This window comes from Flavobacterium gelatinilyticum (genome assembly GCF_027111295.1).
Taxonomy (GTDB): Bacteria; Bacteroidota; Bacteroidia; order Flavobacteriales; family Flavobacteriaceae; genus Flavobacterium; species Flavobacterium gelatinilyticum.
The window spans coordinates 4,201,040-4,222,477 of record NZ_CP114287.1 but is presented as its reverse complement, the minus strand read 5'-3'; the positions used below and the strand labels follow the sequence as shown (position 1 = coordinate 4,222,477).

The following is a 21,438-nucleotide window of genomic DNA, read 5'->3' as shown; positions in this document are numbered from 1 at the left end:
CTTAGTTAGCCACTTCACTAATGAACTTAATACGCATTAAACGAAGCTCATCAATATCATAATCTCCGTCAAATTCTTTAAGAGCATCTTCGATTTTGTCTGATTCTGATTCCATGAAATAATCGTGAATTTCTTCCTGCTGGTCATCATCTAAAATATCATCAAGCCAGTATTTGATATTTAATTTGGTTCCGGAATAAACGATTTGTTCCATCTCCTTAATTAAAGCGTCCATTGTTAATCCTTTTGCAGAAGCAATATCACTTAACGGCAACTTTCTGTCGATATTCTGAATGATATATAATTTATTGGCAGAATTTACTCCGGTAGATTTTACAACTAAATCGTCTGGGCGGATAATATCGTTGTCTTCAACATAACGGCTGATTAGGGCCACGAATTCGCTTCCGTACTTTTTAGCTTTTCCTTCACCCACTCCATGAATGTTGTATAATTCCTGTAAAGTGATAGGATATTTCAACGCCATGTCTTCAAGAGAAGGATCCTGAAAAACCACAAATGGCGGAACTCCCAGTTTTTTGGCTACTTTTTTACGAAGTTCACGAAGCATTCCGGTTAAAACTTCATCGGCAGTGCCGGAAGCTTTGGAACCTGCTACAACAGTTTCGTCATCGGCTTCTGTGTATTCATGATCTTCTGACATCATAAAGGAAACCGGTTTTTTAATAAAGTCCAAACCTTCCTGTGTAATTTTTATGACTCCGTACGTCTCGATGTCTTTAGATAAATATCCGGTCACCAGAACTTGTCTAAGTAAAGCCATCCAGTATTTTTCGTCGTGGTCTGAACCTGAGCCAAAATAAGACTGCGTATCGGTTTTATGTGCTTTAATAACCGCATTTATACGACCTATTAAAGTGAATACAATTTCTTTTGACTTGTAGATATGTTTGGTATCGCGGACAATTTCAAGCAGTTTAACCACCTGATCTTTGGCTTCGATTTTGTTTTTTGGATTACGAACGTTATCGTCCATGTCTGCACCTTCGCCTGTTTCGCTATCAAATTCTTCTCCGAAATAATGAAGAAGAAACTTTCTGCGTGACATTGAGGTTTCGGCGTAAGCCACAACTTCCTGTAAAAGCGCAAAACCAATTTCTTGTTCCGCAACTGGTTTTCCGGACATAAATTTCTCCAGCTTTTCTACATCTTTATAGGAGTAATACGCTAAGCAGTGTCCTTCGCCGCCATCACGCCCGGCGCGTCCTGTTTCCTGATAATAACTTTCGAGTGATTTTGGAATATCGTGGTGAATTACAAAACGAACGTCTGGCTTGTCAATTCCCATTCCAAATGCGATTGTTGCCACTACAACATCTACATCTTCCATCAAAAACATATCCTGATGTTTTGCTCTCGTTTTAGCATCTAAACCTGCATGATAAGGAACCGCACTTATTCCGTTTACCTGAAGAACTTCGGCAATAGATTCTACTTTTTTACGGCTCAGGCAATAAATAATTCCCGACTTACCTTTATGTTGTTTTATAAAACGAATAATATCAGATTCTATACTTTTCGTTTTGGTACGTACTTCGTAATATAAATTAGGTCTGTTAAATGATGCTTTAAAAGTATTGGCATCAGACATGTCCAGGTTTTTAAGAATATCTTCCTGAACTTTTGGAGTTGCCGTTGCAGTAAGACCTATAATAGGTACTTTACCTAATTGTTTAATGATACTTCTAAGATTTCTGTACTCTGGCCTAAAATCATGACCCCATTCTGAGATACAGTGCGCTTCGTCGATCGCAACAAAAGAAATAGGCACGCTTTGCAAAAACGCCACATACTCTTCTTTGGTTAACGATTCGGGAGCGACATATAAAAGTTTAGTTAATCCTGAACTAATGTCTTTTTTTACTTGTGCAATTTCTGTTTTTGTAAGAGAGGAATTCAACACATGTGCAATTCCGTTTTCTGAAGAAAGGCTTCGAATTGCATCGACCTGATTTTTCATCAAAGCAATCAGAGGAGAAACAACAATTGCTGTTCCGTCCTGAATTAAAGCGGGCAATTGATAACAAAGAGACTTACCACCACCCGTAGGCATAATTACGAAAGTATTCTTTTTATCTAAAATACTCGTAATGACTTGCTCTTGCAAGCCTTTAAATTGGCTAAAGCCGAAATACTTCTTTAATTCCTTGTGTATTTCAATTTCGTTTGAATTCATTCTTTATTTTAATGGATATTTTTGTATAAATTTGCAACACATAAAGATACAACTTTCTTTTATACATACAAATTTTAAATATTCTGTTTTGATTACAAAAGAAAATATACTGGCAATCGCCAAAAAAACAATACTTTCTGAAAGTGAAGCAATTACAAAGCTGATTGATTTTCTGGATGAAAATTTCTTCGAAGCTGTCCAACGAATTTATGAAACTAAAGGCCGACTGATCGTTACCGGAATAGGAAAAAGTGCGATTATCGCTCAAAAAATGGTAGCGACTTTTAACTCTACAGGAACGCCGTCTATGTTCCTTCATGCTTCAGAAGCCATTCATGGTGATTTGGGAATGATTCAAAACGAGGATATTATTATCTGTATATCCAAAAGTGGAAACAGTCCTGAAATTAAAGTTCTGGTTCCGTTATTAAAACGCTTTGGAAACACCTTAATTGCGATAACCGGCAACGTGACTTCATCTTTAGCAAAAGGTTCTGATTATGTTTTAAATACAACAGTTGATACAGAAGCCTGTCCTATAAATTTAGCACCAACAAACAGCACCACAGCCCAGCTTGTTATGGGAGATGCGCTTGCAGTTTGCTTAATGGAAATGCGTGATTTTAAACCTGAGGATTTTGCGGTGTATCATCCGGGAGGCGCTTTAGGAAAAAAATTATTGCTTCGTGTAAAGGATATGATCGAGCATTCGTTAAAACCAATGGTAACACCGGAAACTTCTATCAAAAAAGCAATTTTTGAAATTTCTGAAAAAAGATTGGGTGTAACAGCAGTAATCGAAGACAATAAAATTATCGGGATTATTACAGATGGAGACATCCGAAGAATGCTAAACGACGTAGATACTATTGCGGACTTAACTGCAAGGGATATTATGTCTAAAAACCCAAAAGTAGTTTCTTCAGAAACTATGGCGGTGGATGCCCTGAATATATTAGAAGATTTCTCTATAACACAGCTTATTGTTGCTGATGAAGGAGAATATAAAGGAGTTTTACATTTACATGACATTTTAAAAGAAGGAATCGTATAATGGCAAAGAAAAACCTTGGCGAGATGTCATTTTTGGACCATCTTGAAGAACTGAGATGGTTATTAGTTAGAAGCACATTTGCAATATGTATAATGGCTTTTGTCACTTATTTTTTTAGTGACTTTTTATTTGATCAAATTATTTTAGGACCTATCCGGCCTACATTTTTCACTTATGTCTGGTTTTGTGACTTATCACATCAGTTAGGATTTGCCGAAAGTATTTGTATTACAGAACTGAATTTTATTATTCAGAATACTGAGATGGAAGGTCAGGTTAACATTTTTGTATGGATGTGTCTTTTGGCTGGTTTCATTTTAAGTTTTCCTTATATTTTATGGGAAGTCTGGAAATTCATTCGTCCGGCCCTTTATGAAAAAGAAAGAAAAAATGCAAAAATCTTCATTTTCACTTCTTCTTTGCTTTTCTTTTTAGGAGTAATTTTTGGGTATTATGTTGTAATTCCAATGTCGGTTAACTTCGTTGCCACTTTCTCTATCAGTGATGTGGTGAAAAACCAATTCACCCTTGATTCATACATGGGAATGGTAAAAACAAGTATTCTGGCGAGCGGTTTGTTTTTCGAATTACCAATTATCATTTATTTCTTAACCAAATTAGGACTAGTAACCCCTGAATTTTTAAGAAAATACTGGAAATATGCTGTAGTAATCATCCTGATTGTTGCCGCAATTGTAACACCTCCAGATGTAGTAAGCCAGACTATCGTGGCTATCCCAATGTTAATTATCTACGAACTCAGTATATGGATTTCGAAGGTTGTTTATAAAAATAAAATGAAAGAAAATGTCTGATTTAGTTCAAGAATTTAATGACTATCGTTCTAAAATGAACGAAAAACTGCTTGCTGACAATAACAAAATTGTAAAGCGAATTTTTAACCTTGACACCAATGCGTATGCACCGGGAGCTCTTGATGTAAAAACAAAAGAACTTTTAGGTTTAGTGGCTTCGGCAGTTTTGCGTTGCGACGACTGCGTAAAGTACCATTTGGAAACAAGTTATAAAGAAGGCATCACTAAAGAAGAAATGATGGAGGCTATGGGAATCGCAACTCTTGTTGGGGGAACTATAGTAATCCCGCATTTAAGAAGAGCTTACGAATTCTGGGAAGCTCTTGAAGAGTCTAAGTAATTAGAAAATTTGACAATTAGTCAATTAGATAATTTTCATACGATATGTTAATTCTCTTAATTGATTAGTTTATTTTATTTTATTTTGCCGTTATAGATAATTATTTAATTTTTTAAATTATCTCATTATCAAATTGCCTAATTGGCACATTATCAAATCTAATTGAACAAATGAAGCTAAGAGCCGATAATTTAATCAAAACTTATAAAGGACGTAGTGTTGTAAAAGGGATTTCTGTTGAAGTAAATCAAGGAGAAATCGTGGGCCTTTTGGGTCCAAATGGAGCCGGAAAAACAACTTCTTTTTACATGATTGTGGGATTGGTAAAACCAAATCAGGGAAATATTTACCTCGATGATTTAAATATTACCGATTATCCGATGTACAAACGTGCTCAGCAGGGAATTGGCTATCTGGCACAGGAGGCTTCTGTTTTTAGAAAACTAAGTATCGAAGATAATATTCTAAGCGTATTGCAATTAACAAAACTTTCTAAAGAAGCTCAGATTGCCAAAATGGAAAGTTTAATCGAAGAATTCAGCTTAGAGCACATTCGCACTAACCGAGGTGATTTACTTTCCGGAGGTGAACGCCGCCGTACCGAAATTGCTCGTGCATTGGCAACCGATCCAAAATTTATTTTATTGGATGAGCCATTCGCGGGAGTTGACCCCGTTGCGGTTGAGGATATTCAGCGAATTGTAGCGCAGTTAAAAAATAAAAACATCGGAATCTTGATCACCGATCACAACGTACAAGAAACTTTAGCAATTACTGATAAAACGTACTTAATGTTCGAAGGTGGAATCCTAAAAGCCGGAGTTCCGGAAGAATTAGTTGAAGATGAAATGGTCCGCCGTGTTTATCTTGGACAAAACTTTGAGCTTCGTAAGAAGAAACTCGAATTTTAAAAGTGAAATATAAATGGTAAAAAGTGAGATGTAAATTACTTTTTACCATTTTTTATTTTGACTTTCCACATCTCACTTTTTCACATCTTACTCTACTGTGATAAACTGAAGCTGTTCTATATCTCCATTATAGATATTTACATCAACTCGGTGTTTAATTCCGGGCAGCGATGCTTTTTCTGTAAACTGCCAAAAGAGCCAGTCATCTTCAATTTTTTCTCTATAGAAATTATAATTGGCAATCCAGAATAAATATTCCCCAAACTCTTCTTTTAAGAAATCAGAATAATATCTTTCTCCCGAATAAATTATCGGACGAACCTGATAGTGTTTTTCGACTTTTGCCAGCCACCTTTTTAATCCTTTCTTCAAACTGTCCAAGGGCTGGTTTTTTGGTAATTTTTCGATGTCCAAAACCGGAGGCAGATCTCCTTTTTGCAGTTTTACGGTTTTGATGAAAAGATCGGCTTGTTCTATCGAATTTTCGTTTGGACGATAATAATGATAGGCACCGCGCATAATTTTGTTTTCTTTTGCCCCTTCCCAATTACGTTTAAACTGCCTGTCAACACGGTCATTTCCGGCTGTAGCACGGATAAAAACAAATTGAACGGGATATTTATCGTCGAGGATTTCAACTTCTTCCCAATCGATTTTTCCCTGAAATTCAGATACATCAATTCCAACCACTTTGCCTTTGTGATTTTCAAGTACGCGAATATTCCGCACATCCGAAAGGTGTTTATCTACCTCATCTTCATCTAAAACTTTATTGGTTTTAAATCCGAGATAATACGCCAGTCCGGCCCGATAATGATAAATTGCTCCAATAAAAAGCACCATCAGCAAAGAAAACACAACAAAACGGATTGCTCTGCTCAAAAAAGATCTTCCCTGTTTGGTTTTTCTGGTCGTTCTTCTTGCCATTCGAATAAATTACTTTTTCAAAAAGATATTATTGATGATTGAGAGCAATACGTAGAAAATAATAATTAAAGGCACTGCAGTAAAATGAAGCAGTAAAACTAAAATTAAGGAAATTACAAGAAAAACAATCTGTAAGGCATTGTCTTTAAAATTGAATTTCTTTACTTTTAAAGAAAACAACGGAATTTCGGCATTTAGAATATAAGCACTGCATAAAGTTATAGCCAGTAAAACCCAGTGATTGGTTAGTATTTCAAAAATCATAAGTGATTCTGAAAACTCTATAACCAGAGGAAGGCTTAAAATAAAAAGTGAATTTGCTGGTGTCGGCAGACCAATAAATGAATCTGTCTGACGTGTATCGATATTAAAATTAGCTAATCTGTAGCAAGAACCTAATGCAATTATAAATCCTAAAAAAGGTATATATGATGATGCTATTACATCATGAGGATTGGCACTTTTTAAAAACAAAGTGTACATTACGTATCCTGGGGCAACACCGCTGGTAACCATATCGGCCAATGAATCCAGCTGTAAACCAAGCGGACTGGAAACTTTGAATAATCTGGCAAAAAATCCATCAAAGAAATCAAAAAAGATTCCCAGGCAAACCATATAAAAAGCCATTTCGTAATTAGTCTGAGAAATAAAAACTATTGCTACACAGCCACAAAAAAGATTGATTAATGTAATGAGGTTCGGAATGTGTTTTTTGATATTCATGTTTTGAATTGATAAATTGTGAATGACAAATTTCGCATAAAAAACAACATTTATATTACTATTGGCAACAAAAAATAGTACTAAAGTTTAAATAAAACATCATCAGTTTAAAAAACCTTATTTACCGAAAGGATTCTTTCGCAATATTTATCAAAAGGAAGAAATTAGATGAGTAAAATATTATATTTTTGATAAAAATTAAAAACAGGCCTAAGCCTGCAAAAAAACATCAGTTGAAGAAACTTTTAGCGTTTTCATTATTTTGGATTTTTACTTCACAGTATGCACAAACCGTTCGAAAATATTCGAATGAGTTTATGAATATTGGTGTTGATGCCGCTGCATTAGGAATGTCCAGCGCTGTTACGGCTTCTACAAATGATGTAAATTCTGTCTACTGGAATCCGGCCGGATTAACTAATCTTGAAGATCATCAGCTTTCGCTGATGCACGCCAGTTATTTTGCCAATATTGCCCAATACGATTTTATAGGTTACGCAAGTCCGATTGACGATCGAAGTGCCTGGGGAATCTCGATGATTCGTTTTGGTGTCGATGACATTATGGATACGACACAATTAATCGATAGTCAGGGTAATATTGATTACAATAGAATCCGATTATTCTCGACAGCCGATTATGGTTTTACTTTTTCGTATGCTCGAAAACTTCCCATCGAAGGATTTCAATACGGAATCAATGCAAAAATTATCCGCAGGGTTATTGGAAAGTTTGCCAATTCTTGGGGATTTGGTTTTGATGCCGGTCTGCAGTTTAATCACAACAACTGGAAATTCGGATTAATGCTTCGTGATATTACAACAACTTATAACGTGTGGAATATTGATGAGGAGGAATATGCAAAAATTGCCAATGCTATTCCGGGAGAAAACAATGAATTACCGGAAAGTACTGAAATAACTTTACCAAAAGCGCAATTAGGAATTTCAAGAAAATTTGAATTTCACAACGATTACAGTCTTTTAGCTGCGGGAAATTTAAATATGCGTTTTGAACAGACTAATGATATTATTTCGTCTAAAATTGTGAGTATTGATCCTGCAATTGGTTTTGAATTTGGTTACACTGATCTTGTTTTTCTAAGAGCGGGCGCCGGAAATTTTCAGAATGTAATGCAGTTAGATAACACAGAAAAATTAAGTTTTCAACCCAATATTGGTCTTGGTTTCAAATACAAAGGCATTCAGGTTGATTACGCCTTAACCGATTTGGGAAATCAAAGTGCCGCTTTGTATTCGAATATTTTTTCGCTAAAAGTAGATTTGGGCATTTTTAGATGATCTTTACGAAGTATCAAACTTCTTAAAATTTTAAATTATGAAAAAAGTCATTTTACAAAAAACACTTTTTAGTTTACTATTATTACTAAGTTTCTTTTCTGGCTTTGGTCAAAATCTGCCTTTATCCAAATATGCAAAAATAAGTGTCATAACCTGCGGATTAGGAAACGAAACCTATTCTTATTTTGGACACACCGCCATTCGTGTTGCGGATCCTGAAAGTAATTTGGATGTGGTTTATAATTACGGTGCTTTTGATTTTAGAACACCAAACTTTGTTGCCAAATTTGCAAAAGGCGATTTACAGTATTTTGTAATTGCTCATTCTTTCGCCGATTTTATAAATGATTACACGTACGAAAAGAGAAGTGTTTTTGAGCAGGAGTTACTTATTTCACAAGATTTAAAACAGAAACTTTTTAATAAATTAAACACTGTTTTATTATCCGAAGAACGTTATTATACTTATAAATTCATTGATAAAAACTGCACTTCGATGGTTGTTGATGTTATCAATTCTACTTTAAACGGAAAAGTTATTGTAAAAAGAGAAGATACAGACAAAACTTATCGTTCCATATTATTTTCTTATTTCAAAGGGCACTTTTATGATCAATTAGGAACAAGTATTATTTTTGGAACCAAAGTTGACCAGATGGGAAGCAGAATTTTTCTTCCGTTTGAATTGAAAAAAAGTTTAGAAGAAACCACTTTTCAAGGACGCCTTTTAGCCGGAGAGAGCAAAACATTACTCAGTTTCGAAAAAGAAACACCAATATCGTGGTGGAATAATGTTTATACGTATCTTTTTATTTTAGGATTCGTAGTTGTGGCGCACAACAAAGTTATCGATAAGATTTATCTTTTGATTTTGTCTTTAATGGGAGTGTTTTTTGTCGGCGTTGGATTTTATTCTTTTCATCAGGAACTGGCAATGAATTATAATGTGCTTTTATTTAGTCCGCTTTTATTGGTTTTACTTTTTCTTTCGATACTAAAAAACAAAAAATGGACGTATCGATTTGCCGTTTTACATTTAATTTTTCTGATAATCTATAGCATTTTTCTACTAAACAAAGCCCATTTCTTAATCGTGCTGCCAATGATAATTACAAGCGGCTTTACGTTGGCAAGAGTGGCAATTCGGAACAAAAAACGAATTCCAATTATCATTTAATTACTGCCCTCGGTAAAATAAGACCGTAGTGATGGTTTTAAAAGTAATACTCAAATCCAGAAATATGCTTCTGTGCTTGATGTAATACAAATCATATTGAAGTTTAATGAGGCTTTCGTCAATTGACTCACCATAAGAATAATTAACCTGTGCCCATCCTGTAAGGCCCGGTTTTATTACATGGCGGGTTTCATAAAAAGGCATTATTTTGGCAATTTCCTCAACAAAAAATGGGCGCTCAGGTCTTGGGCCAATTACCCCCATGTCACCCTTCAAAATATTCACAAACTGCGGTAATTCATCTATTCTCGATTTACGCATAAATTTACCAAATGGTGTTACCCTTTTATCATTTGAAACTGCAAAAACAGCTCCATGGGTTTCAGAAGCTTCGATCATAGATCTAAACTTATAAATTTTAAAAATCTTCCCGTTTTTACCTACGCGTTGCTGAGTATAAAATAAACCTCCTTTGTTACCAAGCAGATTACCAATAAAAATAAAAGGAATAAAAACAGTACAAATCAAAAGCCCGCTTAAAGAAAACACCAATTCTAAAAACCGAATAAAAAACAGATACAGTTTATTATTATTACTTCGGCTGAAGGGGAAGAAACGGTAAAAGTCTTTCTCTATATAGTGTACCGGAATTCGATGTGTCTTATTTTCGTAGACCTGTGTATATTCGCGGATAACATTTCCGGATTCCAGTAAATGAAGCAATTGCTGATATAAATCGGCCGTTATACCATCTGTTTTTCTAGATGCAATTACTATTTCTGAAATATGATTTTGTACTACAAATGATTCCAGTTCACTTTTCTTAATTTCTCTTACGTAATGAAAATCAGTATTTTGAACAGAAGCCGAATCAGAATTCACAAAGCCTATTATTTTATAGTTTGGGTCAACATTTTCAAGTCCCAGGACCAATTCCTCGACCTGATCCTGATCGCATATCAAAATAACATTCTGATAAAAACGATGCGACGCCAGAAATAAGGCGTAAAAAAAGCGCCACAATAATACAATTAGTAAAATTGTGAAGTAGAATATCAAAATGATTAAACGCTGCTTTGGAAGTTCGGGAGATAAAACCGGTGTAAGCAGATACACCAAAACAGTTGTCGAAACAGCAAGAACAACACTACGGAGTATTTGAAACTGATTACTGGCAACCTGCAGATTGTACATTTCGAAAATAGTCCCGAAAATATACAAGTACCCCACAAATATAAATGGTCTGTAAATTGTATTATTGTCAAAAGCAAAATACTGATAATCAAAAAGTGTATTCAAAAAATACAATCCTAGTAAAACAAAAATACTATCTATGCTGAAAAGCAAGATTTTTCTTTCTGAGATTTCGAAATGCATTTTGTTATTTGAACGCATATATTTATAGATTTAAAGGGACTTAAATTGGCGCAAATGTATTATAAAAAACATAAGATAAAATATTATGCTTTTGTTTTTTCGGGAATTTTAACCTGAACAGATAAAAGACATAAGGCGTAGACAAATGCAGGGGCCGCTATTCGCATCGCTGCGTGGTTTATAGTTAGGAGCCAAAATATAAAAAAAGGCAGGAAATATAGGTGCTGTCTATTGTTTATATACAAGATAAATGGCACAGTAATTAATATTAAAAAACTAAATATTCCAAACAATCCATGTTCACTAAGTAAACGTGAAATTTCATTATGAGCAGCAACAGCATGTCCTAATGATTCCTTTCTTGTTTCCTTTCCTATCCCTGCACCTACACCTAAAATTGGATTATCCAAGAATAATTTTAAATCTGTGTCGATAACTGCTTCTCTTCCGCCCAGGCGGTCTTTTTTTTCTCGTCCTCTTGCATCCTGGTTTGCATATCTTTTCTCAATAAGTCCATATGTCTGTAATGAAGTATAGAACCAAATTCCTGCTCCAAATAAGCCTACCAGAAAAACAACCAATATAATTTTACCTTTCCCTTTTGCATTTGAAAAGTAATACATTATAAAAAGTAATGAAATAATCATTAAAATGCCACAAATTACCCCTCCTCTTGAAAAAGTTGCGATCGCCCGATAACTAATAAATACTAATAATATTCCATTAACGATTATTTCTTTCCTTGATTTTGAAAAAAGAACCAGCTGTGAAAAGAAAATAAACATTCCCAATCCCAAAATTGTCGATACCTGATTGGGTCCAAATCCTCCTGAAGTCTCGAAATTTGATTGGGTCCCTGTCACAACATCTCTTACACTTGGATTATATAGAAATAAATAGATTGTAGTTGACAAAATAGGAAATCCCATCGTAATGACAATATTTTGAAGATCAAGAAAAGAAATCCCTCTGTTAAACACATATATAGCACAAATGCATAAACACAAGGGGCCTGATAAATTAAAAACTAATGCTTTCTTAATATCTGTATCAAATGCTGCAACATTTACTGCCACAAGAATACCAGGAATTAACAACAATAAAAAAATTGCATAAATAAGTGCATTTGAAGAAAAATTACTATAAATCATCCCCAAAAGCATAAAAAAGATAACTGTGCCTTTTACATATTCGTTATTGAAGTTTCCGCCTGTCATTCGCAAAAAAACCTCAACTCCAACAAGATAAGCGGCAACATAAAGAGCTTCATTGTTTTTGTTTTTTGCTCTATAAACTATAAAAAAACCAATTACAGGAATTAATAACGCATATATTTTTGACAGAAAAGGCAATACAAAAACCACAAGCGCAATTACTGCGTGAATTAAAAGTAGTGAAATATAAGGTAGTTTAGTATTTTTCATTAAATCTTTAAAACTTTTAAAGCACAAAATTAATCAAAGAATCAACCCATGAAATATATTTTTCTGTAACTGATTCTTCGCTGTAATTTAATTTTATAATTTTATTTAACTCCAAACCTATTTCTGTTCTGTAAATTCTGTTTTCAATTAATTTTTGAATAGCTTTCACAAATTCATCTAAATCATTTGATGGAATGATTAATCCCATTTTTTCTGAAGTAATTATTTTTGGAATTTCACCTACATTAGTTACCACAACCGGCATTTCATTTATTCCATATTCAAGCAAAGCTAAAGGAAGTCCTTCTGAGAGTGATGTTAAAACTGCAATATCTGACTGTTTTAAAACAGAAGTTATATTATTAATTGTTCCGTAAAAAAAAATGTTTTTTGTAAGTTGTAAATCTACAACTTTTCTCTTCAAACTATCCGAATAGGTATCTTCAAAATCTTTGCCTATTAAGTGAAAAGTCCAATCAGGAAATTTATCTTTTATGATATTTGCAGTGTTAATTAGAAGTTCATGATTCTTTTGAGGTCTTAGGTTTGCTACGCAAATAATTCTTTTCCCGTCTAATCCTTTTAAAGAAATTTCAGCATTTAAATTAATATTATTTTCAATAAAATTTGGCAGGTAAATAATCTTTTTACACCATAAGTAATCCTGAGCCCAATCTTTTAATGCCGAATTGACAGAAATAATTCCACTAAAAAAAAAAGAGGCCAATTTTAAACTTAAATTTTTTCTGGATTTTAAATCCTGTGAAATTCCATAATGGTCATGCCATATTATTTTAATTTTAAAAAAAGTCAATTTAACTAAAACAGCAATAAAAAAGGAAGAACTGTGAGCATGAATAAACTCTATTTTATTTCTTTTTATAAGATTCCTTAACTGCAATATTGATTTAAAATCAATTTGTCTTTTTTTATTTAAAAATAAATAATCTACATTTTTATTAATTTGATTTAAAAGCAAACCTTCTTTTCTGGTCGTAACCAAACCCGAAAATGCTATTTTCTTAGATAGAGCATTGGCATAATTGACCGCCATTTTTTCTGCACCGCCTGCTTCTAGTGAATCTATAATTTGAATGATCCTCATTTATTTCTTCTTCAACAAAATATTGATACTGCCTGCCATTAATTCCTGGTCGCTATATTTTTGGAAATCCTCGTGAATCTTTAATTCTTTAAATTTTTTAAAGCTCTTTGATTCTACATTTATTTTGTCATGCTCAAAAAAAAGTATTTCAAATTTATCTTTAAAAATTTCCAAATATTGAGGAAGTCGCAGCCTATTATGATAATCAAATTTGGTTTGAATATTATTCCATTCTTCTTCACTATATTTTAAAAAATCCTGCAATGAAAGAGATGAATCACTATATGCGCGATGGTCGCTTGGCGAAATTAAATGCAAAATATGACTTCCGGATTCTAAATTGGAATAAAGAAAATCATGAATTTTAATAATTTCATTTGGAGGAACATGTTCCAAAACAAATCTGGATAATACTAAATTTACATCTTTTAGACAGCCGTTACATATATCTGTTTTAGGAAAGTAATTAACTCCTTTTACTAAAGAATATTTCTTCTTCTCATTGGTTGTAAAATCGTATTGTTTACTAAAATATTCATTGAGTTTCAAAATTTCTTTTTCGTTATAATGCTCATTTATATCATATGTATCAACACATTTTGCATGTCCTTCAAAAATTAACTGGTAAGGAAATACAGGAACCCAGCCTGATCCTAATTCTGCAATTTTCGAATCCTGAAGGGTAATATCATTTTTTAATAAAATTCTTTTAACGGTTTCAAAAGTATTGTTTGTAGATTGAATTTTATTCTCAAGGGTTACTTTACTTCCTATACTTTGTAAAAAGTGGTATAAAAAATATCCTAACCGATCCGGAAATAAAGCAATTACTTTAAATATTTTTGTTTTTACTGTATGTTTCAATGTTTTAATATTTTTTCTATTTCTGATTCAAATAAATCAGTTGTATATTTTTGTGACCATTGTGCCGACAGCATACTTTTAATATCAAAGATACTTTTATGTTCTAAAATTTTTAGTAGTCGGGAAATATCTTTTTCTATATTCATTTCTAATAAAATACCTCGGGCGCCAAAATCTAACATGAAAGGAATACATGAAACTTTTGTAGCAATAGGTACACAACCCCAAAACATTCCTTCGGCAATTGCTTTTGGCCATCCTTCGCTTTTGGAGGGTAAAATGGCAAAATGACTTTTTTTATAGGCGTTTTTCAACGTTTCATAATTTTGATTTCCTTGCAGAAAAACAAAATTGTCAAGTTCATTTTCTCTAATGTATTTTTCTAAGGAAGCTTTCTCGATGCCATTTCCATAAAGATTTAAAACTGCATTTTTTCCATTTTCAATTAGCTTTTGAACTAGTTTTATGGCATATAAAGGATTTTTGCCTTCAACTAAACTTCCAACGAAAATAAATTCTGTTCTCAAATCGATATTACTTTTCTCTACAATTTCTTTTTCAGATTCTGAATAAGTTGCCGTAAAAAAAGGTTTTATATTTTTAGACTGATTTTCCCAATCTCCATAAACCAAGACTTTAATATTTTTGGTAAAAAATGTATTGCTTAAGATTTTCCTCTGTAGTTTATATGTCCATGGCTGCTTACTTTTAGAATCCCAATTTCCTGCATATTTAGCAGATTTTATTTTATTTGGAAAAAAAACCTGAACAAAACTTCCTAATAAACCAATATTTCCAGGACATCTCAAATGAATGTGATCTGCATGATACATTGCCTTAAAAATAATCAGCGTGTTTAGTATAGAAGAAAAAATACTTTTAATAATATTACTAAAACTATTTAAATTAAAATCAATTAATTTATAATGTTTGCTGAATTTAAACGGAATTTCATCGATTAATAATCCATTCTCATTTTTCCAAGTTGGACAGCAAAAAATAATCTCATCAGCATATTTTTCCCAAATTACTAATTCTTTTACATAAGGACTGTAAGCATAACATTTGTTATCTTTAAATATAAATGGCGCCGATGAAACAATTAGTAACTTCATTAAATATAGCCTTTAGATCCGTTTTGCGATATTACAACTGCGGGAACTCCTGAAACTACCAAATTATCCGCAACAGAAGTATTTACCATTGAACACGCCCCTATTAAAACTCCATTTCCTATACTAATATTTCCTGACACAACTGCATTTGCTCCAATATATACTTCGTTTCCAATTACGGGAACTCCCCTGCTTTTACCACGACCAGAAACTCCTATTGTAACTCCCTGAGAAATATTACAATTATTGCCCACAACTGCATTCGCATTAATAATAATACCTCCAAAATGTCCAATATAAAATGAATGTCCAATTTTTGAAGCTGCCGAAATTGATATTCCTGTTAGAATTTCAATATTTTTTTGATAGATAAGCAGTATAAATAATCCTAAAAATCTAAACGGCTGCCATTTTATTTTCGAATAAATAAAATGCGCTATTCTATATTGAAAAACAGCCCAAAATCCCTGAGTTAGAAATATAATCCCGAAGAAACTTCCTCCATATTTTTTATATTTCCTGTAATCTGATCGCATGAGTTGAAACAAATTCATCCTTTTGATTTTTTAGTCTTCAGATTTAATTAATGATTTATAAAAAACAATATTTTGATCTATTATGGTGTTCAATCCATATTTTTGAACAACAAATTTTCTTGCCGATTTTTCTATTATTTCTTTTTTTTCTTTGTTCGAAAAAAACCAAATAATCTTTTCAGCAATATCTTCCGGATTATAAGGATCACATAATAATCCTGTTTTATAATCTTCTACGGCTTCTGGTCCTGGTCCAAGTTTTGTAAAAACAACTGCCTTTTCCATAGACATGGCTTCTGGCGCAACTAAACCTTGGGTTTCCATATGTGACGGAAAGACACATACTGTGGCTTGAGCATATGCATTTGGGATTTCATTAAATGAAATTGCTCCTTTAAAATAAATATCTTCTGCTACGTTCCCTATTTTTGATAATTCTTTTTCCGTCAGCATCTTTATATACGATGTTCCGTCAGCAAAAAACCAGTCGCGCCCGTAAATCTCCAAAACAGCATTGGGAATCTCTTTTTTAACCAATGGAAAAGCCTGAATTAATTGTCGTATTCCTTTTTTTTCGCAGACTGTTCCTGCAAAAACAATCTTATTATCAGATTCATTCTTAACTATTGGTTTAAAAAAATCTGTATCGATAGGATTACTGATATAGGCTACTGGCTTATTATTGTAACTTAAATATTTTTCGGTATGTTTTTTTACATATTGAGAAACTGCGATAAAGGCATCTGCTTTACTAAAAGATCTTTTTTCCTGAAATCCCTTCCATTTATTGATTTTTCTATTCTCGCTTTCAGCAAAAAAATGATGCCCTCCGTGTAAACGTATAATATATTTAATGTCTTTTATTTTAGAAATAAAAGCAAGACCAAGTTCGGAAGATTCAATAATGTGAATGGGATTTTCTTTATGAATCTGGCTAATTTTTTTATTAACTGCTTTTGAATTAAAATACCATGAAAGTCCTTTTACTGAACTTTTTTTTAATCTGTAAATATTTATTCCGTCTACTATCTCATTTTCAGTTTTTGAAGTATAATTAATTCCGACAACAGATACTTTAATATTGTTTTTAACCAGCGTAATTGCCAGCGTTTTAACAAAACTGCCAATTCCTCCGTGTGGAAATCCTTCTTTTGGAAACTCGTTTGTTAAGAAACAGATATGCATTAGGAATGTTTTTTAATAAATTCATCTATTGAGACATAGAAGTCATTTACATTTAATTTTACTTTTTCATCAGACCAATCCCACCAGCTAATTTTATTTAAATCATCAATATCTTCCTGATTGTGTTTGAATTTAATTACTTTCGCCGGAACCCCGCCTGCAATAGCATAATCCGGAATATCGTCAGAAACAACCGCACCAGCCAGAATAGTAACTCCGTTTCCTATTTTAACTCTAGGCAAAACTGTGACATTCATACCAATCCAGACATCGTTACCTATAACTATATTTGCTTTTTTTGGTTTTAATTTCTCTTTTAGATCCTTAACAGTATAGGAAATATTGTTAATTATAACTTCATCATCTTTTTCTAAAACTTCATGGAATAGAGGAAATGATGTAATCTCGCTTTCTGTATGAAAACCTGAATCACAAATAAAGTTTACATCATTTGCAATTGAACAATATTTTCCAATAGTAATGTTTGAGTTATCATACCATTTCCAGACAAAGGCTCCATTATCATAAGTTTTATTGCCTATAACCGGCCACTTTGCATCTTTTAAATAAACCGCATTTTTGCCTTTTAAATACTTATAGTAATTAATTCCTAAAAGACGCCATAATAGTTTTCTAAAAATCATTGGCTTGTGTTTTTAAATAATTATAGTATTAGAAATATTGACTGAATCGATGTTTTTTTCCTCTCCAGCAACAATATTATACCATTTCTTTAAGCTATCGATTGAATTCCAATCCTTTTTATAAATGATTTTATCTATAATTTCTTCTTTATTATTTAGCCAAATAACAGCATCCTGACTTGGCATACTTCTAAAATGGTGATATTTATAAATAGTTTTTACAGACCAGTTTTTATCATTTTGTTTTTTTTGATCATAATTAATAAAAACACATGGCTTATTAAACTCTCCGAAATCAAATGCCATTGTAGAGCCAACATTTACGACTATATCTGAATAAAAAGCAGTGCTGACTAATAATTTTACATCTTCAAAAGTTGGATAGACCATATTCCATTCTTTCGATTTACTGAAATACCACAGAGGCGGTGCTTCTTTAATCAAATCTTTATACTGTTCTACAACTGCATTAAATCTTCCTGAAAAATCAACCGGACATCTTCTTAATAAAATTTGATATTCGTTTTGCAGATTTGCTTTAATAATTTCTTCGGCTATATCTTTTAAATAATCCGGATCATCTGGAGAAGTTTTGGTATCATCACCAGAGAAACAAATAATTTTTTTATTTAAATCCAGATTGTATTTTGTGTAAAAAACTTCTTTTTCAATTATATTTTCCGGATCATTGTAAAACTCAAATTGAGGAGTTCCCGTGACATGAATATTTTCTAACGGAATTTCAGGGTAAAATTGTTTCAATTCATTTTTCATATAATCAGACCAAACTAAATATTTATCTGCACGCAATGCTAAACGAGCTTTGGGTAAATTATCCCATGAATAAATTACGGTACTCGTCTCAATTCCTAAATCAGTGGCGGCAGCAAAAACAGGAGATGCATTTAATGCTCTTTGATGGGCACAAAAAACATGTTTAGCTTGTGAATCCTTCAAAATATTTTTTACTTCCTTGTAAAATGAATTTTGGCGAATAGCCTTTTGATACATTTTTTCAAGTTTTAAAATACTTGAATATTTTTTAAAAAAAATGGATGATAACTCAATCAATCTATAGAATAGCTTTTTTGAAAATCCTTGCTGCTTCCAATTCCAATTGGTTAATAAAGTTGGATTATTAACTTGAGAGTTATTGTAATATAATCGCGAAAGACAAATTAATTCTCTTAAAAACTTTTCTTTAATAGACTCTCTATAAACTGGAATTAAAATTTCTGCATTAATTGAAGTATTTTCTTTAATGGCAGTTATAGTTTCAGGATCAAAATTATGAAATAGAATAATATCTTCTTTTAAGTTATGGAAAACATTAGAATAAAGATAATTTCTAATTCCTACACCATCTGGAAACAACAATAGTATTTTATTTTTCTCCATTGAAAAATTACTTTTTAAAAAAATCTTTTAAAATCCTTTCTGTAAATATTTTTGCCCCAGCATCATTCATATGTCCGCAAGAAGAAAAATATTTGTCCTCAATTACTACATTTTCGTAATTATGAATTTCAGGATAAACTTTTTTGACTTTTTCAAAATAATTCATCCCTTTAGTATTTTCACACATAGGTGTCATGACAGCAATAAAATTGATATTATGTGCTTTGCAAAGATTTTTAATCTCTTCGTAATACTTATTGTGCTTTAATGGATTTAGATTGACAATATTATTTTTCATATTGCCATTTTTATGTTTTACCAAAGGATAGTAGCCCAAATTATCTAAAGCATTTGTTTTTTTATTGATTGAGATAAAAAAAGTTTCCCTAAAACCAATTTTTGAATCATATTTTATATACCTGTAAAACGGAATATAATATAATTCATTAAAATCTGCTTCTTTTGAAAAATGATCTTTAATAACTTCTGAATTATGTATGTAAGGCAGAAATCTTGCGGAAATCCCTTCGGCCTGATGTTCATTTGATAAATTCAAATCGGCTTCGAGAATGACATTTTTGATTTCGTATTTTCTTTCGATCATTAATTTCAGCATCAATGATGCCTCAAATAAATGTCCGCCGCTCATTCCGTAATTGAATGCTTTTAATCCTTTGTCTTCAAACATTTGTGCCACAAAATGATTATTTGCTCTTGAGGATCCTAAAAAAACTACATCGTATTTTTGGGCTTTTGAATTAAAAACTTTTTCAATTTTTCCTCTATTATTAGACTGAATGAAAACATAAGTATACAAGCCGTCTAATAGAAATGCTATTAAAATAGTTACGACAATAATTTTAGCGATATAAATTAAAAACTTCTTCATTAGAACTGGAAATATATAAATTCTTTATAATCTGAAAAAGTTCCGAAAGCCATTATCGCTAAAATTGCTAAAGCTACTTTTAATGTACTCCATTTTCCAGAAAGAGGTTCGACTTTAGTTCGATTATTCCATTCAATTAACACAAATAATGCAATCATCAATAAAAGCTCATAGTTGTAACGTTCGTTGTCTAAATACTGAAAACTGAAATCTTTGCTGGTAATAATTCGCTTTAAATACAAAACAGCATCTGTAATTGTTTTAGCTCTAAAAAACACCCACGCAATGCAGGTTAACGCAAATGTATAAAGTATACTAAGAAACACTTTTACAGAATCAAAATTGAATTTTAATTCAATCGTATCCATGTTGTTTCGATTGCTTTTTGAAAGAAGTAATGGCAGGAAATAAACAGCATTTATGAACCCCCATACTACATATGTCCAGTTTGCACCGTGCCAGAATCCGCTCACGACAAAAATGATAAATGTATTTCTAATTTTCATCCAAAGCCCCCCTTTACTTCCGCCTAACGGAATATATAAATAATCCCGAAACCAAGATGAAAGCGAAATATGCCAGCGACGCCAAAACTCAGCTATATCTCTTGAGAAATAAGGATAATTAAAGTTTCGAAGTAAATCTAAACCAAATAGTTTTGAAACTCCAAGTGCTATATCTGAATATCCGGAGAAGTCCCCATAAATTTGAAAAGCAAAATATATTGCTCCCAAAATAAGCGAGAAGGAATTCATCGAAGCATAATTATCAAAAACTGCATTGGCATAAGGTGCGCAAGTATCGGCAATAATTACCTTTTTTACTAACCCCCAAATAATTTGATAAACGCCTTGTTTTGCATTTTCTAAATCAAATGTACGTTTTACTTTTATTTCCGGCAATAAATGTGTTGCTCTTTCAATTGGTCCGGCAACTAAAAGTGGAAAGTAACTCACAAATAAAGAATAATCTACAAAATTGTATTCGGCTTTTATTCTTTTAAAATAAATATCAATGACATAAGAAAGTCCGTGGAAAGTGTAGAATGAAATTCCGACAGGTAAAATTACATTCAGTAAAATCGGGCTTGCTTTTACGCCAACTGAATTTAATAATTCTGCAAATGAAGACGCAAAGAAATTATAATATTTAAATACTCCTAAGAACCCCAGATTTACCAAAATACTTAACCAAAACCAGAATTTCCTGCTTCTCTCTGATTTTCCTTTTTCTATTTGAATCCCTGTATAATAATCTAAAAAAGTTGAGAAAACCAATAGAAATAAAAATCTCCAATCCCAACAGGAATAGAAATAGTAACTGGCAATAATTAATAGGGTATTTTGAGTGCTTTTGTTTTTATTAAAAACAAACCAATACAAGAAAAAAACGATTGGCAAAAAGATAGCAAATGCTACTGAGTTAAAAAACATATATGTTGATAGTAATTAGT

The 21,438-nt window shown here is 32.3% G+C and carries 20 protein-coding genes; 6 read left to right on the top strand and 14 right to left on the bottom strand.

Going from position 1 to position 21,438, the window contains the following annotated elements; all coding sequences use genetic code 11:
* Position 1: 1 nt before the first annotated feature.
* Positions 2-2,197: a DNA helicase RecQ gene (recQ, locus tag OZP11_RS18100; RefSeq protein WP_281231920.1), complete on the bottom strand. Its 2,196-nt coding sequence runs from the start codon at positions 2,195-2,197 to the stop codon at positions 2-4.
* A gap of 88 nt (positions 2,198-2,285) precedes the next feature.
* On the opposite strand from recQ, the gene OZP11_RS18095 reads away from it, so the two are divergent.
* The 4 genes from OZP11_RS18095 to lptB all read left to right on the top strand — a co-directional run bounded on the left by OZP11_RS18095 (position 2,286) and on the right by lptB (position 5,317).
* Positions 2,286-3,251, top strand: coding sequence for a KpsF/GutQ family sugar-phosphate isomerase (locus OZP11_RS18095; protein ID WP_281231919.1), 966 nt, complete (start codon positions 2,286-2,288; stop codon positions 3,249-3,251).
* A complete protein-coding gene (gene tatC / locus OZP11_RS18090) occupies positions 3,251-4,066 on the top strand; it encodes a twin-arginine translocase subunit TatC (protein ID WP_281231918.1) in 816 nt (271 codons plus the stop codon). Before OZP11_RS18095 ends, tatC begins: the two co-directional genes overlap by 1 nt.
* On the top strand, positions 4,059-4,406 hold the full coding sequence (locus tag OZP11_RS18085) for a carboxymuconolactone decarboxylase family protein (RefSeq protein ID WP_281231917.1): 348 nt from the start codon (positions 4,059-4,061) through the stop codon (positions 4,404-4,406). Before tatC ends, OZP11_RS18085 begins: the two co-directional genes overlap by 8 nt.
* A 170-nt stretch (positions 4,407-4,576) precedes the next feature.
* Positions 4,577-5,317 (top strand): LPS export ABC transporter ATP-binding protein, encoded by a 741-nt coding sequence (gene lptB / locus OZP11_RS18080; protein WP_012022391.1) that lies wholly within the window; start codon positions 4,577-4,579, stop codon positions 5,315-5,317.
* 87 nt (positions 5,318-5,404) lie between these two features.
* Here the strand turns inward: lptB and OZP11_RS18075 are convergent, their stop codons facing one another.
* The gene (locus OZP11_RS18075; protein WP_281231916.1) at positions 5,405-6,244 is read right to left on the bottom strand and encodes a glycoside hydrolase family 25 protein; all 840 of its coding nucleotides are present in this window, start codon (positions 6,242-6,244) and stop codon (positions 5,405-5,407) included.
* Positions 6,245-6,253: 9 nt separating this feature from the next.
* Positions 6,254-6,970 (bottom strand): CDP-alcohol phosphatidyltransferase family protein, encoded by a 717-nt coding sequence (locus OZP11_RS18070; RefSeq protein WP_281231915.1) that lies wholly within the window; start codon positions 6,968-6,970, stop codon positions 6,254-6,256.
* 233 nt (positions 6,971-7,203) lie between these two features.
* Here OZP11_RS18070 and OZP11_RS18065 point away from each other — a divergent pair, with 233 nt between their 5' ends.
* Together OZP11_RS18065 and OZP11_RS18060 are read left to right on the top strand one after the other, a co-directional pair.
* Complete coding sequence (locus tag OZP11_RS18065) at positions 7,204-8,271, top strand: putative type IX sorting system protein PorV2 (protein ID WP_489886119.1); 1,068 nt, start codon at positions 7,204-7,206, stop codon at positions 8,269-8,271.
* A gap of 37 nt (positions 8,272-8,308) precedes the next feature.
* Positions 8,309-9,448, top strand: a complete 1,140-nt coding sequence (locus tag OZP11_RS18060) for a lipoprotein N-acyltransferase Lnb domain-containing protein (RefSeq protein WP_281231914.1) — start codon at positions 8,309-8,311, stop codon at positions 9,446-9,448.
* Here the strand turns inward: OZP11_RS18060 and OZP11_RS18055 are convergent, their stop codons facing one another.
* The 11 genes from OZP11_RS18055 to OZP11_RS18005 all read right to left on the bottom strand — a co-directional run bounded on the left by OZP11_RS18055 (position 9,449) and on the right by OZP11_RS18005 (position 21,418).
* Positions 9,449-10,843 carry a sugar transferase gene (locus OZP11_RS18055; RefSeq protein WP_281231913.1) on the bottom strand — a complete coding sequence of 465 codons (1,395 nt, stop codon included), beginning with the start codon at positions 10,841-10,843 and terminating at the stop codon, positions 9,449-9,451.
* A gap of 65 nt (positions 10,844-10,908) precedes the next feature.
* Positions 10,909-12,249, bottom strand: a complete 1,341-nt coding sequence (locus OZP11_RS18050; RefSeq protein WP_281231912.1) for an O-antigen ligase family protein — start codon at positions 12,247-12,249, stop codon at positions 10,909-10,911.
* 16 nt (positions 12,250-12,265) lie between these two features.
* Positions 12,266-13,354 carry a glycosyltransferase gene (locus tag OZP11_RS18045; protein ID WP_281231911.1) on the bottom strand — a complete coding sequence of 363 codons (1,089 nt, stop codon included), beginning with the start codon at positions 13,352-13,354 and terminating at the stop codon, positions 12,266-12,268.
* Complete coding sequence (locus OZP11_RS18040; protein ID WP_281231910.1) at positions 13,355-14,218, bottom strand: hypothetical protein; 864 nt, start codon at positions 14,216-14,218, stop codon at positions 13,355-13,357.
* Positions 14,215-15,333, bottom strand: a complete 1,119-nt coding sequence (locus tag OZP11_RS18035) for a glycosyltransferase (RefSeq protein ID WP_281231909.1) — start codon at positions 15,331-15,333, stop codon at positions 14,215-14,217. The genes OZP11_RS18040 and OZP11_RS18035 overlap by 4 nt, the downstream gene beginning before the upstream one ends.
* Positions 15,333-15,887 carry a serine O-acetyltransferase gene (locus tag OZP11_RS18030; protein WP_281231908.1) on the bottom strand — a complete coding sequence of 185 codons (555 nt, stop codon included), beginning with the start codon at positions 15,885-15,887 and terminating at the stop codon, positions 15,333-15,335. The genes OZP11_RS18035 and OZP11_RS18030 overlap by 1 nt, the downstream gene beginning before the upstream one ends.
* A 12-nt stretch (positions 15,888-15,899) precedes the next feature.
* Entirely contained in the window at positions 15,900-17,054 is a 1,155-nt protein-coding gene (locus OZP11_RS18025; protein WP_281231907.1) for a glycosyltransferase family 4 protein, read from the bottom strand.
* Positions 17,054-17,698, bottom strand: coding sequence for a CatB-related O-acetyltransferase (locus tag OZP11_RS18020; RefSeq protein WP_281231906.1), 645 nt, complete (start codon positions 17,696-17,698; stop codon positions 17,054-17,056). Before OZP11_RS18020 ends, OZP11_RS18025 begins: the two co-directional genes overlap by 1 nt.
* Positions 17,699-17,710: 12 nt before the next feature.
* On the bottom strand, positions 17,711-19,096 hold the full coding sequence (locus OZP11_RS18015; protein ID WP_281231905.1) for a UDP-glycosyltransferase: 1,386 nt from the start codon (positions 19,094-19,096) through the stop codon (positions 17,711-17,713).
* Positions 19,097-19,103: 7 nt separating this feature from the next.
* A complete protein-coding gene (locus OZP11_RS18010) occupies positions 19,104-19,985 on the bottom strand; it encodes a hypothetical protein (RefSeq protein WP_281231904.1) in 882 nt (293 codons plus the stop codon).
* Positions 19,985-21,418 carry an MBOAT family O-acyltransferase gene (locus OZP11_RS18005; RefSeq protein WP_281231903.1) on the bottom strand — a complete coding sequence of 478 codons (1,434 nt, stop codon included), beginning with the start codon at positions 21,416-21,418 and terminating at the stop codon, positions 19,985-19,987. Before OZP11_RS18005 ends, OZP11_RS18010 begins: the two co-directional genes overlap by 1 nt.
* Between the last annotated feature and the right edge of the window lie 20 nt (positions 21,419-21,438).